This window comes from Luteimonas sp. MC1825 (assembly GCF_014764385.1).
In the GTDB taxonomy this organism is placed as follows: Bacteria; Pseudomonadota; Gammaproteobacteria; order Xanthomonadales; family Xanthomonadaceae; genus Luteimonas.
This window is the reverse complement of the sequence record NZ_CP061714.1, coordinates 2858273-2871968: the sequence shown is the minus strand read 5'-3', so window position 1 is coordinate 2871968 and position 13696 is coordinate 2858273. Positions and strand designations below refer to the sequence as shown.

The 13696-nt window shown below is 73.0% G+C and carries 10 protein-coding genes; 5 read left to right on the top strand and 5 right to left on the bottom strand.

All coding sequences use genetic code 11. The features are described 5' to 3' along the window. Positions 1 to 100: 100 nt before the first annotated feature. From IDM46_RS13315 to IDM46_RS13305, 3 genes are all read left to right on the top strand, one after another. A complete protein-coding gene (locus tag IDM46_RS13315; RefSeq protein ID WP_185116113.1) occupies positions 101 to 901 on the top strand; it encodes a hypothetical protein in 801 nt (266 codons plus the stop codon). Between the two features lie 406 nt (positions 902 to 1307). After that, complete coding sequence (gene mnmG / locus IDM46_RS13310; RefSeq protein WP_182824098.1) at positions 1308 to 3191, top strand: tRNA uridine-5-carboxymethylaminomethyl(34) synthesis enzyme MnmG; 1884 nt, start codon at positions 1308 to 1310, stop codon at positions 3189 to 3191. Positions 3192 to 3308: 117 nt separating this feature from the next. Next, complete coding sequence (locus IDM46_RS13305; RefSeq protein WP_185116042.1) at positions 3309 to 3794, top strand: Hsp20/alpha crystallin family protein; 486 nt, start codon at positions 3309 to 3311, stop codon at positions 3792 to 3794. Between the two features lie 89 nt (positions 3795 to 3883). Here IDM46_RS13305 and IDM46_RS13300 read toward each other — a convergent pair whose 3' ends face one another. Then, on the bottom strand, positions 3884 to 4366 hold the full coding sequence (locus IDM46_RS13300; RefSeq protein WP_223878094.1) for a hypothetical protein: 483 nt from the start codon (positions 4364 to 4366) through the stop codon (positions 3884 to 3886). On the opposite strand from IDM46_RS13300, the gene IDM46_RS13640 reads away from it, so the two are divergent. After that, entirely contained in the window at positions 4359 to 5153 is a 795-nt protein-coding gene (locus IDM46_RS13640) for a hypothetical protein (RefSeq protein ID WP_255492292.1), read from the top strand. The genes IDM46_RS13300 and IDM46_RS13640 overlap by 8 nt on opposite strands. Positions 5154 to 5220: 67 nt before the next feature. Here the strand turns inward: IDM46_RS13640 and IDM46_RS13290 are convergent, their stop codons facing one another. From IDM46_RS13290 to IDM46_RS13280, 3 genes are all read right to left on the bottom strand, one after another. After that, positions 5221 to 5415, bottom strand: a complete 195-nt coding sequence (locus IDM46_RS13290; protein WP_185116039.1) for an oxidoreductase-like domain-containing protein — start codon at positions 5413 to 5415, stop codon at positions 5221 to 5223. A gap of 98 nt (positions 5416 to 5513) precedes the next feature. Next, on the bottom strand, positions 5514 to 7904 hold the full coding sequence (locus IDM46_RS13285) for a Tex family protein (RefSeq protein ID WP_185116038.1): 2391 nt from the start codon (positions 7902 to 7904) through the stop codon (positions 5514 to 5516). Positions 7905 to 7984: 80 nt separating this feature from the next. After that, on the bottom strand, positions 7985 to 8392 hold the full coding sequence (locus IDM46_RS13280; protein WP_221441893.1) for a DUF2007 domain-containing protein: 408 nt from the start codon (positions 8390 to 8392) through the stop codon (positions 7985 to 7987). Between the two features lie 26 nt (positions 8393 to 8418). Between IDM46_RS13280 and IDM46_RS13275 the strand changes: the two genes are divergently transcribed. Further along, on the top strand, positions 8419 to 9747 hold the full coding sequence (locus IDM46_RS13275; protein ID WP_185116037.1) for a hypothetical protein: 1329 nt from the start codon (positions 8419 to 8421) through the stop codon (positions 9745 to 9747). 33 nt (positions 9748 to 9780) lie between these two features. Here the strand turns inward: IDM46_RS13275 and IDM46_RS13270 are convergent, their stop codons facing one another. Further along, positions 9781 to 13695 carry a translocation/assembly module TamB domain-containing protein gene (locus tag IDM46_RS13270; RefSeq protein ID WP_185116036.1) on the bottom strand — a complete coding sequence of 1305 codons (3915 nt, stop codon included), beginning with the start codon at positions 13693 to 13695 and terminating at the stop codon, positions 9781 to 9783. Between the last annotated feature and the right edge of the window lies 1 nt (position 13696).

Below are 13696 nucleotides of genomic sequence, written 5' to 3'. Positions count from 1 at the left end.
CTGAGCCGTTCAGCTGAATTCCTTGCAAACGGGGGTGGGTTAAGCGCCAATTCAACGGCTTGGGCCGACTCTGGTCCGGCACACCTGCAGGGGAATGGTCATGATCCGCAAGTTCCTTCTCGCCGCCGGCGCCGCGCTCGTGCTCGGCGGCTGCGTAACCGGCTACGGCTACAGCGGCCACGGTGGATACGACGCCTACGGCGATTACTACCACGGCGGCGGCTCCAGCTACGGCTATGGCGGCTACGGCTACGGCGGCTACGGGTATGGCGTGCCCTACGGCGGCTTCGGCTACGGCGCGTACGATCGCTATTACGGCGGATACGGATCGCCGTGGTACGGCGGCGCCTCGTGGTACGGCTGGCCTGGCTACGGCTATTACCCGCCGTACCGCCCGCCACACCGTCCACCGCACCAGGGGCGTCCGGATCGGCCGGATCGGCCGGGCATGGGCATTCCCCAAGGTCCGAGCCAGTCGCAGGCGCGACCCGTGATCCGCGACGGCTGGCAGACGCGACCCGGGCGCACGATCACGCCCACGCCCGGACGCCTGGGCGCACCGGCCCCCGTGGACCGGCAGCCTTCGCGCATGCGTGAGCGCCCGCTGCAACGGCCGGCGCCGGACCCGCGCGCGTCGCTGCGGATGCCGGAGTCCCGGTTGCAGGCTGGCGGCGCCGAGGCTGGCGGTGCCAGGCTGCGCGCGCCGGCAATGCGTCAGCGCCCCGACGCGATGGCGATGCCGGCACCGGCGGCACGGCAGCAGGCGCCGGCACGGCGCGCCATGCCGTCGCGCCAGGTGGAGCGCAGCGGCACGTCGGCTGCGCGACCCGCCGTGCGCGCGCCGGCGCGTGGCGCGAGCGAGCGCCGCAGCACGCGCGAGGTGCTGACCGAGGCCCCGTAACGCGACCTGCGTCGCGTCCTTGAAACATATTGCCGCTTGCAAAGGTGGCCGCCATGGTCGCAAGCTAGGCCAACTGACCCGATGCGTCGCTTTGGGACGTAATTTGGTCTGACGATTGTCGACACCCGGCGGGGGATCCCGGATCCCCCCTGTTCCGCTCCCGCCGGGCGTCGGCGCCTCACCGGCGCCACTGGCCCGTTCTCCGGCCAAAAAAACGGGGCCGAACGTCCCCCGACGTTCGGCCCCTTCGCTTCCCCGGAATGCGCCTGGCCAGCCCTGTTCCAATCTCCGGCCACGTCCCTTCGGGGTCGTTGGCCATTCCGGGTGCGCCAGAACAGAATGCAGGTTGCGTGCCAACTTTCCGCGCGCGCGTGTACACGCCACGGGCAAACGCGATAATCGCGACATGCATCACGACTTCCATCGCTACGACGTCATCGTCATCGGCGGTGGCCACGCCGGCACCGAAGCCGCGCTGGCCTCCGCACGCGCCGGTGCGCGCACCCTGCTGCTGACGCACAACATCGAGACGGTCGGTGCGATGAGCTGCAACCCGGCCATCGGCGGCATCGGCAAGGGCCACCTGGTGCGCGAGGTCGATGCGCTTGGCGGCGTGATGGCACGTGCGGCGGATGCCGCCGGCATCCAGTGGCGCCGACTCAATGCATCCAAGGGCCCGGCGGTGCGCGCCACGCGCTGCCAGGCCGATCGCGCGCTGTACCGCGCCTTCATCCGTCGCGCAGTGGAAGCGCAGGCCAACCTCACCGTGTTCCAGGCGGCGGTCGACGACCTGGTGATCGACGCCGGCAGCGTGCGCGGCGCGGTCACCAACACCGGGCTGCGCTTCGATGCGCAGGCGGTGGTGCTGACCGCGGGCACCTTCCTCGCCGGGCGCATCCATGTCGGCGAGACCCAGTACTCCGCCGGCCGCATGGGCGACCCGCCGGCGACCACGCTGGCCGCGCGCCTGCGCGACGGCCCGTTCGTGGTCGACCGCCTGAAGACCGGCACGCCGCCGCGCATCGATGGCCGCAGCCTCGACTACTCGGTGATGGTGGAGCAGCCCGGCGACGACCCGCGCCCGGTGTTCTCGTTCATGGGCTCGCATGCCGACCAGCCGCGCCAGGTGTCCTGCTGGATCACGCAGACAACCGAACGCACGCACGACATCATCCGCGCCGCGCTGCACCGCTCGCCGCTGTATTCCGGGCAGATTGAAGGCACCGGCCCGCGCTACTGCCCGTCGATCGAGGACAAGGTGGTGCGCTTCGCGGAGAAGGCGAGCCACCAGGTATTCGTGGAGCCCGAAGGGCTGGACGTGGCCGAGATCTACCCCAACGGTATCTCCACCTCGCTGCCGTTCGACGTGCAGCTGGCGCTGGTGCGGTCGGTGCAGGGTTTCGAGCGCGCGCACATCACCCGCCCGGGCTATGCGATCGAATACGACTTCTTCGACCCGCGCGGCCTCAAGGCCACGCTGGAGACCAAGGCCGTGGCGGGGCTGTTCTTCGCCGGCCAGATCAACGGCACCACCGGCTACGAGGAAGCGGCCGCGCAGGGCCTGCTCGCGGGCGCCAATGCGGCACGCCTGGTGCATGGCCATGACGGCTGGTCGCCACGCCGCGACCAGGCCTACATCGGCGTGCTGGTGGATGACCTGATCACCCACGGCACCGTCGAGCCGTACCGCATGTTCACCTCGCGCGCCGAGTACCGCCTGCAGCTGCGCGAGGACAATGCCGACCTGCGGCTGACCGCGCTCGGCCGCGACCTGGGCCTGGTCGACGACGCGCGCTGGGACGCGTTCGCACGCAAGCGCGACGCGGTCGCGGCCGAAACCGCCCGGCTGGGCGCGTTGCGGGCGTCGCCCAACAACGCGACCGGACGCGAAGCGGTGGCCACGCTCGGCATCGAACTGAGCCGCGAATCCAGCGCGCTCGACCTGCTGCGCAGGCCCGAGCTCGACTACGCGCGGCTGGTCACGGTGCCGGCATTCGGGCCGGCGGTGGCCGATCCGGCCGTGGCCGAGCAGGTCGAGATCGAGACCAAGTATTCCGGCTACCTCGAGCGCCAGCGCGAGGAGATCGCGCGCCAGCGGCGCAGCGAGGACACCACGATCGACCACGCGTTCGACTACACCGTGGTCCGCGGCCTGTCGTCGGAACTGCGCCAGAAACTGGAGCAGGTGCGGCCCGGCACCATCGGCCAGGCGCAGCGCATCCCGGGCATGACTCCGGCGGCGATCTCGCTGTTGCTGGTGCACCTGGAGCGTCGCCGGCGCGTGGCTTAACGGCAGGCAACGGTGGACGCGCGATGCGGCCGCCGCCACCTTGATCACGGTTCCGCCGTTCCTATCTCCGCCACTGGCGGGCTGACGTGCCCGCCCGGCAACAACGGAGGAGAACATATGAACCAGATCAGCCGCCAGCGCGACCAGTGGCCGCGCGCCCAGGACCCGATGGGCCAGCTCTTCGACCGCCTCTTCGGCGGCAACCTGATGGGCGAAACCGGCAACGACGAGTCGTCGGTGGTCACCAGCCAGTGGGCGCCACGCGTCGACATCAAGGAAGAACACGACCGCTTCGTGCTCTATGCCGACATTCCCGGCGTCGACCCCAAGGACATCGAGATCCAGATGGACAAGGGGCTGCTCACGCTGAAGGGCGAGCGCAGCAGCGTGACCCGCGAAGGAGGCGAGCAGTTCTCGCGCATCGAGCGCAGCCACGGCATCTTCCATCGCCGGTTTGCACTGCCCGACAGCGCCGATCCGGACCGAATTTCGGCGAGCGGCGAGCACGGCGTGCTCGAGATCGTCATTCCGAAGCGGCCGGAAACCACCCCGCGCCGGATCCAGGTGGGTGCACGCACCACGACGCAACAGAACGGCGGATAACGCCGCGCCAAGGCCAGGGTCGGCCGGCATCCGCGGCTGCGGGTGCCGGCCGGCGGCTCAGTCCGCGCTGCGCAGGTTCTGTGCGCCGCTCAGAACTTCCACGTCGCCCGCGCGTACACGTCGTCGTCCCGGCGCGGGCCGGCGGCGCTCGCGGGCAGGTCGATCTCCTCGCGGCGGCGGATGCGCGCGTCGATCTGCCAGGCCTTCGAGGCCTGCCACACCCAGCGCGCCTCGAGCAGCTCGTCGTTGGGGCGGAAGTCGCTCGACAGCAGCCAGCCGTCGGCAACGCGCCCGTAGACGATGCCGAAGTCGTGGTCGGGCAGCACGTCCATGAAGCTGAAGGAGGCCTGCCACGACAGCGCGTCAGCCTCGCCGGTGCCTGAATTGACCGCCTCGCGGCGCGGCGTGTCGGGCGCCCAGCCGATCTCGCCACCGAGCCGGAACTTCGTGCCGCCCTGGCCCAAGGGCCATTCGGCGGCGGCCTTCGCGGTCACCGCCAGGTAGTCCTCCAGCGCCGGGTCGGCGAGGCCGTTCGTGCGCAGCGCGGATGGCAGCCAGGTCAGCGTGACCATGCGCTGCACCACGGGGCCGACGGCCGTCTTCGATTCTGCCGCCACGAACAGGCCGGCGCGCGCCGCCATCGGCGAAGTCCAGCGGGCGGCGCAGCGCGCCTGTGGGCCCGCGGCGATCGTTGTGCCGCGCGATCACGTGCGTGGTCCAGTCCTGGCCGCGCCACTGCCACCAGGCGCCATCGGTCCAGGTGATGTCGAAGTTGGTGCTGTCGTTCTGGTCCAGCGACTTCTTCATGATGTCGTCGATGGCGAACGCGGCCTGGAAGCGGCCCAGGCGCAGGCTCCAGGGCGATTCCGCCGCACGGTATTCGAGGTAGGCCTCGTCGATGGTCGCCTGGCCATCCTCGAGCCCCTGTGGGCCCGGCGCGTAGCTCCGCAGCCAGAATTCCGCGTCGTCCTGTTCGCTGTCCAGGCGTGCGGCCACGCGACCGCTGGCGTGCCAGCCGCCGCCGAGCTCGCCGCGCACGCGAAAGCGCACCCTGGCGCGGACGCTGTCGGCGTCGGTGGTGGCGCCGCTGCGGGCGCGCGTTTCGGAGCCGACGTAGCCGAAGCGGACGTCGCCGCTGGTTTGCCACGCGTCGCTGGCCTGCGCGCCGCCCGCGGCGAGTGCCAGGGCGAGCGCCAGGGCAGTGCGTCCGGCGTGACGCGCCGGGGTTCGCCGGGCGAGCCGGCCTTGAATCGCGTACACGTTGTCGATCTCCAGGCCATGCGGGTGCCGGGGCAGGGCGGAAACAGGCTGCGCCGGATCGTGGAGAAGTATGGATACCCGCCGGCCGCGGGGCCTTGACCCGCATCAATCAGGCGCAGGTCGCGCGTGGCGCGGCGCCGCGCCATCAGGCACCGATGCGCCGGCCTCAGCCGGCGTCGGGGTGGCGCTCGAGCCAGCGGGCCAGCCGCTCGCGGTAGTACTGCAGCTCGTCGCTGTAGCTGTCGTTCACGCACGGATCGCAGCCGCTGTCACAGCAGTCGCTGGGGAGCGGCGGCTCGGGCGGTACCGGGCGCGGGTCGCGGTCGGGGACGGGGACGGGGACGGGATGGAGCGTTTTCATCGCGCGCCATTGTCCCACGCGGCACCGGGGCGAAGACCGCGCAGCGCTGAACAAGGCGTGCCAGCCGCGTGCATGCGGCACGCGCGCATCCGCCATCCTCAGCCGCGCTTGGCGCGGGAGAAGGCGTCGGCCAGCGCGCTGTTCGCGGGCGGGGCATCCGCGCGCGTCGCGCCGCCGTTGCGTGGGCCATTGCCAGGTCCGCCACCACCGCGCGGGCCCGTGCGCGAGCGGGGATCGCGGGCACCGCCATCGCGGCGCGCGTCCTGCCGTTCCTCGCGCGGCGCCGGCGCATCATCCAGCCGCCGCGTCAGCGCGATGCGCTTGCGGGCCACATCGACCTCCAGCACCTTCACTTTCACGATGTCGCCGGCCTTGACCACTTCGCGCGGGTCCTTCACGTAACGGTCCGCCAGCGCCGAGATGTGCACCAGGCCGTCCTGGTGCACGCCGATGTCGACGAAGGCACCGAACGCGGCGACGTTGCTCACCACGCCCTCGAGGATCATGCCCACGCGCAGGTCCTTGATGTCCTCGACGCCGTCGGCGAAGGTCGCCGCCTTGAACTCCGGGCGCGGGTCGCGGCCGGGCTTTTCCAGCTCGCCGAGGATGTCGCGCACGGTCGGCTCGCCGAAGCGCGCGTCGGTGAACTGCGCGGGCTTGAGCGTGCGCACGAAGGCGGCATCGCCGATCAGCGCCTTCACCTCGCGGCCGCAGGCCTGCACCATGCGCTCGACCACCGGATACGCCTCGGGATGCACGGCGGAGGCATCGAGCGGTTCGTCGCCGTCGGCGATGCGCAGGAAGCCGGCGCACTGCTCGAAGGTCTTCTCGCCCAGGCGCGGCACCTTCAAGAGGTCCTTGCGGCGCTTGAACGGTCCGTTGGCGTCGCGGTGCGCGACGATGTTGTCGGCCACCGTGGTCGACAGCCCCGCGACGCGCGCGAGCAGCGCACCCGAGGCGGTGTTGACGTGCACGCCGACCGCGTTCACGCAGTCCTCGACGCGCGCATCCAGCGCGCGCGCCAGCCGGTACTGATCGACGTCGTGCTGGTACTGGCCGACGCCGATCGCCTTGGGCTCGATCTTGACCAGTTCGGCGAGCGGATCCTGCAGCCGCCGCGCGATCGACACCGCGCCGCGGATCGACACGTCCAGGCCGGGGAACTCACGGGCCGCGGTCTCCGATGCCGAATACACCGACGCGCCGGCCTCGCTGACCACGATCTTCTGCAGCTTCAATTCCGGCGCGGCCTTGATGACGTCGGCGGCGAGGCGGTCGGTCTCGCGCGAGGCGGTGCCGTTGCCGATCGCGACCAGCTGCACGCCGTGCTCGGCGCACAGCTTGCGCAGCACGTGCACCGACTGGTCCCACTGCTTGCGTGGCTCGTGCGGATAGATCGTGTCGGTGGCGACCAGCTTGCCGGTGGCATCGACCACCGCGATCTTGCAGCCGGTGCGGATGCCCGGATCGATGCCGAGCACCGCCTTCGGCCCGGCCGGCGCCGCCAGCAGCAGATCCTTGAGGTTGTCGCCGAACACGGTGATCGCCTCGGCCTCGGCCTTCTCGCGCGCCTGCGCGAACAGGTCGAGCATCAGGTGCAGCTGCAGCTTGGCGCGCCACGCCAGGCGGCAGGCATTGAGCAGCCAGGCGTCGGCGGCGCGGCCCGCGGCGCGGATGCCGGCGCGCAGCGCGACGCGGCCCTCGGCGTAGGCGTTGCCGGCCTCGACATCGCTGCCGGGTTCCAGCTCGATCTGCAGGAACTCCTCGCGGCGGCCGCGGAACAGCGCCAGCAGGCGGTGCGAGGGGATCTTTGCCAGCGGCTCGGCGTGGTCGAAGTAGTCGCGGAACTTCTCGCCGGCCGCCTCCTTGCCCTCGGCCACCTTCGACCGGATCACGCCTTGCGTCGACAGCCATTCGCGCAGCTCGCCGATCAGCGCCGCGTCCTCGCCCCAGCGTTCGATCAGGATTGCGCGCGCGCCTTCCAGCGCGGCCTTGGCATCGGCGATGCCCTTGTCGGCATCGACGAAGCGCAGCGCGAACTCCTCCGGGACCTGCGTCGGGTCGGCCAGCAGGCCGTCGGCCAGCGGCTCAAGCCCGGCCTCGCGCGCGATCTGCGCGCGGGTGCGGCGCTTGGGCTTGTACGGGAGGTAGAGGTCTTCGAGCCGCGCCTTGCTGTCGGCGGCGTCGATGTCGGCGCGCAGCGCGTCATCCAGCTTGCCCTGCTCGTCGATGCTGGCCAGGATCGCCGCGCGCCGCTCCTCGAGCTCGCGCAGGTAGGCCAGGCGCGTTTCGAGGTTGCGCAGCTGGGTGTCGTCGAGGCCCTCGGTGGCCTCCTTGCGGTAGCGCGCGATGAACGGCACGGTCGCGCCGCCGTCGAGGAGCGCCGTGGCGGCGTCGACCTGGGCGGGGCGGGCGCCGATCTCGTCGGCGATGGTGGCGGCGATCTTGCGCGCGAGCGCGGGCGTGATGTCCAGCGTCGTGTCCTGCATGCAGCGGCTGCACAGCGCCGCGGACCGGTGATTGTCCCCCGCGTCGCCGGTGCGCGTAACCCGTTGACAGCGCCGGCCGCTCAGGCCTTGCGCACGACCTCGTCGGCAGCGCCGCGGCGCCGGCGCCACGGCAGCGGCAGGCCCAGCAGCATCAGTGCCGCCCAGGCGAGGCGGCTGGAAACCGATTCGCGGTCGGGCGGCAGCAGGCGCGCGTCGTCGGCGGCCGCCTCGGCCGCGTCGGTGGCCTCGTCTTCGGCGGTGTCGAGCGCGTAGGCGCCGGCATCGAGTTCGGCGAGCACGCGCCGGGCGTGGATCGCCTGCGCGTCGGGCACCCGCAGGCGCATGCCGCCGATCGCCAGCCGCCATTCCCAGTTGGCGATCGCGGTGCCGGTGTCGTCCAGGCGCGCGTCCAGGCCCTCGGCCTGCAGCAGCCCGCAGGCGAGGTGCGCCTCGAGCGGATCGCTGTAGCTGGCGACGGTGGTGAACATGGTGCGGCCCACGGTACGCTGCGGTGATGCGCATCGCCATCCTCGCCCTTGCCGTGCTGGGCCTTGCCGCCGGATGTGGCGGCGGGGCCGAGGCTCCCGCCGCTGCCGCGCCGTCGTCGGGCATCGATCCCGCCGTGGCGCGCGTGGTCGAAGACTGGCCGCTGCCGGCGACGCAGCCGGGCTCGGCGCTGCCGGACCTCGCACGCGCCGCCGATGGCCGCCTGCTGCTGGCGTGGACCAACTCGCAGCCCGGGCGCCGCCACATCCTCCAGTTCTCCAGCTACCACCCCGGCGACCTGCGCTGGCAGACCGCGCCGGTCACCATCGCCATCGGCCAGAGCATGTTCGTCAACTGGGCCGACACGCCGCACATCACCGCCACCGCCGACGGCACGCTGTGGGCGCACTGGCTGCAGAAGAACGGCACGGCGCCGCACGCCTACGACGTGGCGCTCAGCAACTCGCGCGACGGCGGCATGCGCTGGAGCACGCCGTTCAGCCCGCACGACGACGGCACCGCCAGCGAGCACGGCTTCGTGTCGCTGTGGCCGCAGTCGCCCGACAGCCTCGGCATCGCCTGGCTGGATGGCCGCAACAGCGCGGCGGCGGCCGCCGGCGGGGACGCGTCCGGCAGGGACGCGGTTGACGCCGGCCACGCCGATGCCCACGGCGCGGTCGCGGGAGGCGCGATGACCCTGCGCGCCGCCGTTTATGGCCCCACGCTGCGCCGCAGCCTGGATACGGAGATCGACGCCAGCGTCTGCGACTGCTGCCAGACTTCGGTGGCGGTGACCGCGCGCGGACCGCTGCTGGTCTATCGCGGCCGCACCGCGGGCGAGGTGCGCGACATCATGGCCACGCGCCTGATCGGGGATGCCTGGATCACCCCGCTGCGCGTGCATGCCGACGACTGGACCATGCCGGCCTGCCCGGTCAACGGCCCGGCGGTCGCCGCCGAGGGCGACTCGGCGGTGGTGGCCTGGTACACCGCGCCCGCTGGCGTGGTGCAGGTGCGTGCCGCGTACAGCGATGATGCCGGCACCACGTTCGCGCTACCGGTGGAACTCGACCGCGGCGAAGCGGTGCAGGGCCGCGTCGATGTCGCGCTCGGCGACGGCCAGGCCTGGCTGCTGTGGCTGCGCGAGGACGGCGACGGCCAGTCGCTGTGGCTGTCACGCCGCTCGCCGGACCTCGCCACCGAATACCAGCGCCTGCAGGTGGCCCGGGTCGCCGGCCGCGGCCGCGGCACCGGCTTCCCGAAGCTGCAGGTGGCCAACGGCGTGGCGCACGTGGTGTGGACCGATGTCGTCGACGGCGTGGCGCAGCTGCGCGGGGCACGCGTGCTGGCACGCTGAGCGCGCGTGCGGCAGTCGCGCCGGGGTCTCGCCTCAGCGCTCGTGGCGGTAGTTGATCGAGCCGCGGCTTTCCAGCGTGCTCGATTCGATCTCGATGTCGAAGCCGCGGCGCAGCAGGTACTTCAGCGTCAGCACCTGGCCGGTGCCGAGCAGTGACACGCCAAAGCCGACGTACAGCCGCGGCGACAGCTGCTTGCCCACGCCCAGCACGCTGCCGCCGAGCGCGCGCGACTGCATCACCCCGGCGTCGTCCAGGCCGATCTGCTTGCCCAGCTGCGAGGCCAGCAGGCTGCCGCCGGCGTTGAGGGCGGCGGAGGCGGCGTCGAGGTCGCGCGCCTGGCTGCCGCTGAGGCTCGACAGCGGCCGGCCCAGCGCAAGGTAGGCGAGCGCTTCGGCTTCATCGCTGGCGGGATCGGTCCAGACCCGCGCGCGCGGCGCCGAGGCGCGGCCGTCGACGTCGATGCCGGCGGTCACCTCGCCCACGCGGCGCTCGGCGCGGATGTCGAGCACCGGGTCGGCCACCGGCGTGTTCGACCACTCCAGTCGCCCGCGGGTGATGTCGAGTTCCTGGCCGTAGGCCTCGTAGCGGCCACCGACCTCGAGCATGCCGTCGCCGGTCATTTCGCGGCCGGCGCGCGAGCGCACGCGCAGGCGCCCGTCGAGGGTGCCTTCGAGGCCGAAGCCGTTGAGCGTCACGTCGTCGCCCATCACCAGCGACAGGTCGAGTTCCATCGCCATCGCCGGGCCCTTCCCGGGGTCCACCGGGTCGAGGATGACCACGTCGGGCGACGTGGAGACGCCGTCGCTCAGGCGCTCCAGGTCCATGTGCGCGCTGGGTACGGTCACCGTGCCGGTGACGCGCAGCGGCTGGCGCGCGGCGTAGCGCACTTCGATGTCGGGGCTGGCGACGGCGCGCAGGTCGCGTGTGTCGGAGACCAGCACGTCGTTGCCGCGCACGCGCAGCAGCAGCGGTGCGTCCGCGTTCCGCCAGCCGAGGCTGCCGTCGATCGCCAGGCGCCCGCTGCCACCGGTGCCGAGCGTGCCGGTGATGCGCGCCGAGCCGTCGGGCAGGGCATCCAGCCGCGCGCTGCCGTCGACGATCGCGATGGCGAGCGCCGGCAGCTCCGCGTTGAAGCCGCTCAGCGCCGCCTGGCCGCCGAGCGCGGGCTGCGCACGCGTGCCGCCGAGGCGGATGTCGGCGGTCAGCCTGCCGGTGGGCGAGACGATGTCGGGCGAGAACAGTTCCATCCAGGTGAGCTCGCTGGTGGCCAGCGCGATCTCGCCGTCGAGCGGCGCATAGGCGTCCCAGCCGGTGCGCAGGCGCGCGTCGATGCGACCGTCGCCGTTGAACGCGCTGCCGAGCGTGGCGTCGATGCGGTTGGCGTCGAACGTCGCCGCCAGCGCCAGGCGCTCGTACGACAGCACGCTGCGCCGCGCGCCCGGCCGCGTGCGCAGCGCGCCGCTGGCCGAGGTGAGGTCGACATGGCCCTGCCAGGCGCGGCCTGCCGGACGCAGGCGGCCGTCGAGGTCGACGTTGCCGTCCAGCGCCCAGGGGCGGCCGTTGTCCTGCTCCGGCAGGTACGGCAGCGCCAGCGCCAGCGGCAGGCCTTCGCCGCTGACCGCCAGCCCCTGGCGTGGCCAGTCGGCGCTGGCGCACAGGTTGCCGCCGGCCGTGGAGGCCAGGCAGGTGCGCGACAGCGTCCAGCCACTGCCGGCCTGCGCGAACGTCGCCGGCGCCTGCAGGCGCCAGCTGGCACCACGTGCCGGCGCGGCATCCAGCGATGCCAGCGCGCCGCGCCACTGGCCGCTGCCCGCGCGCTGCGCGCTGCCGGCCAGCGTGATGCGACCGATCTCGCCCTGTGCTTCGGCGTCGAGCTCGAGGTCTTCGACCGCGCCGCGCGCGCGCACCGCGAGGGTGTCGAACGCGATGCCGGCCTGCAGCCCGCCGGCATCGATGGCGAGTTCGCCACCACCGCCGCGCCAGGGCAGCTGGCCCTGCAGGCGCAGGCGGTCGGCGCGGTAGTCGCCGTGGCGCAGGCCGGTACCGGTCAGGTCGGCGCGGATGTCCGGCGCGGTGCGCGCGCCATTGACGGCGAACGTGCCGCGCAGCTCGCCGGACGCACCGGGCAGCAGGTCGTCGAGCCGCAGCGGGCTGAGCGCGCCGTCGACGGTGATGGTGTCGGTGAGGCGGCCGCTGGCGTCGATGCGGCTGGCGCCGACGGTCAGCGCGGCCTCGCCTTCATAGCGTGCCTCGGCGGCGGCGCTCGCCGCGCCCTGCATCGCGAAGCGCGCGTTGCCGGCCAGGCGACGGCCGCGCAGCTGGCCGCCGAGGTCGCGGGCGTCGACGGTGATGTCAAGGCCACCATCGCCGCGGGTGGTGCCGGTGCTGGCGATGCGCCCGTCGATGGCGCCGTCGAAGGCCGGCATGAAGTAGCCGGGGTCGAAGCCGGCGAGGGTGGCGTCCAGCGTCCAGCCCAGTGCCGGTGCCCATGTCAGGTCGCCAGTGCCGTCGAGGCGTCCGCCGGGCATGCTCGCGCGCAGCGTCTGCAGCTGCAGGTGGGCGTGATCGCCGCGGCCCTTGAGCTCCAGCCCGGCGGACTGCGTGCCGCGTTGCAGCGCCGCGGTACCTGTCAGCGCCCAGGCATCGCTGCGCCCGGCGATGCCGAAGTCGGCATCGCCGCGCACGGTGGCCGCGGGGTCGGCGCTGGCGCCGGCTTCGGGTGTCGGCGCCCACGACAGGCCGCGCGCGATCACCGCGTAGCGGAACGTCGCCGCCCGCGGGTCCTTGAAGTCGCCGCGGCCGGTAACGGTGACGCGGCCGTCGAACACGTCCAGCACCAGCGGCTCGAACGCCAGCACCTGCTCCTCGAGGCGCAACTGCGACGGCTGCAGCACGGCGCGCAGCGTGCCCTGCGCCAGCCGCCCCTGCAGCGTGGCCGAGCCGCCGGTACCGTCGGCGCGCAGGTCGAACGACAGCGGCGTGGCGCTGCTGCCGGTGCCGGTGAGCAGCGCCAGGTCGAGCTGCTCGCTGGCCGCGGCCAGCGACCAGCGCGGCGCACCGGCGCCGCGCAGGGTGAGGCGCGCGCGCAGCGGTGCCGGGGCGTGTCCGGTCAGCGCGATGTCGAGCGCCGCCACGTCGCCGCGTGCCACCAGCCCGAAGCGCGGCCGGGTGCGGCCGGCGGGTGCCGGCAGCAGCGCGGACGCGGTCAGATCCATGCGGTAGTCGTCGCCCGGCGCGTACTCGCCGCTGGCGGCGAAGCGGCCGCGGTCGCTCTCCACCACCACGTCGCCCAGCTTGAGCGCGCCGCGCCGTGCATCCAGGCTGCCGCGCAGCGTGGCGACGTCGACCAGCGCCTCGCCGCCGCGCAGCACGCGGAAGCCGTCGACCGCGATCGCGTCCGCCTGCAGTCCGATCGGCGGATTGACCTGCGGCAACACCTCGGGCCACTGCGGCAACGAAAACGGCTCGTCGACAGCCGGCGGCAGTTCCAGCACCGCGTCCTCGACTTCCAGCCGGTCGAGGCGCAGCAGGCGCCCGAGCAGCGGGCGGATGTCGGGGTCCAGGGTGACCCGGCGCGCGCTGAAGCGCAGCGCGCGTGGCGCAGCGCAGCCGCCGTAGGGCACCTGTTCGCCGTCCATGTCCGGGCAGACCAGCTGCTCGAACACCACGTCATGCATGGTCAGCGGGCCGGATGCCGGGCCCTCGGCCGCGCGCCAGGCGAGCGTGGTGCCGGCCGGCAATCGCGCCACCACCTGGGCGAGCAGGAAATCACGGCCGCCGAACGTGGACAGCAGCCAGTACCCCGCCACCAGCAGCAGCACCACCAGCGCCGCGGTGCCGATTGCACTGCGCCGTGCCAGCACGCGCATCCGCGCGCGGCGGCGCGCGCGCAGTCCGGCGATGCGCGCCTCGCGGTCCTCGCCGGTCACGTCGGGTGCCTGCGCCATG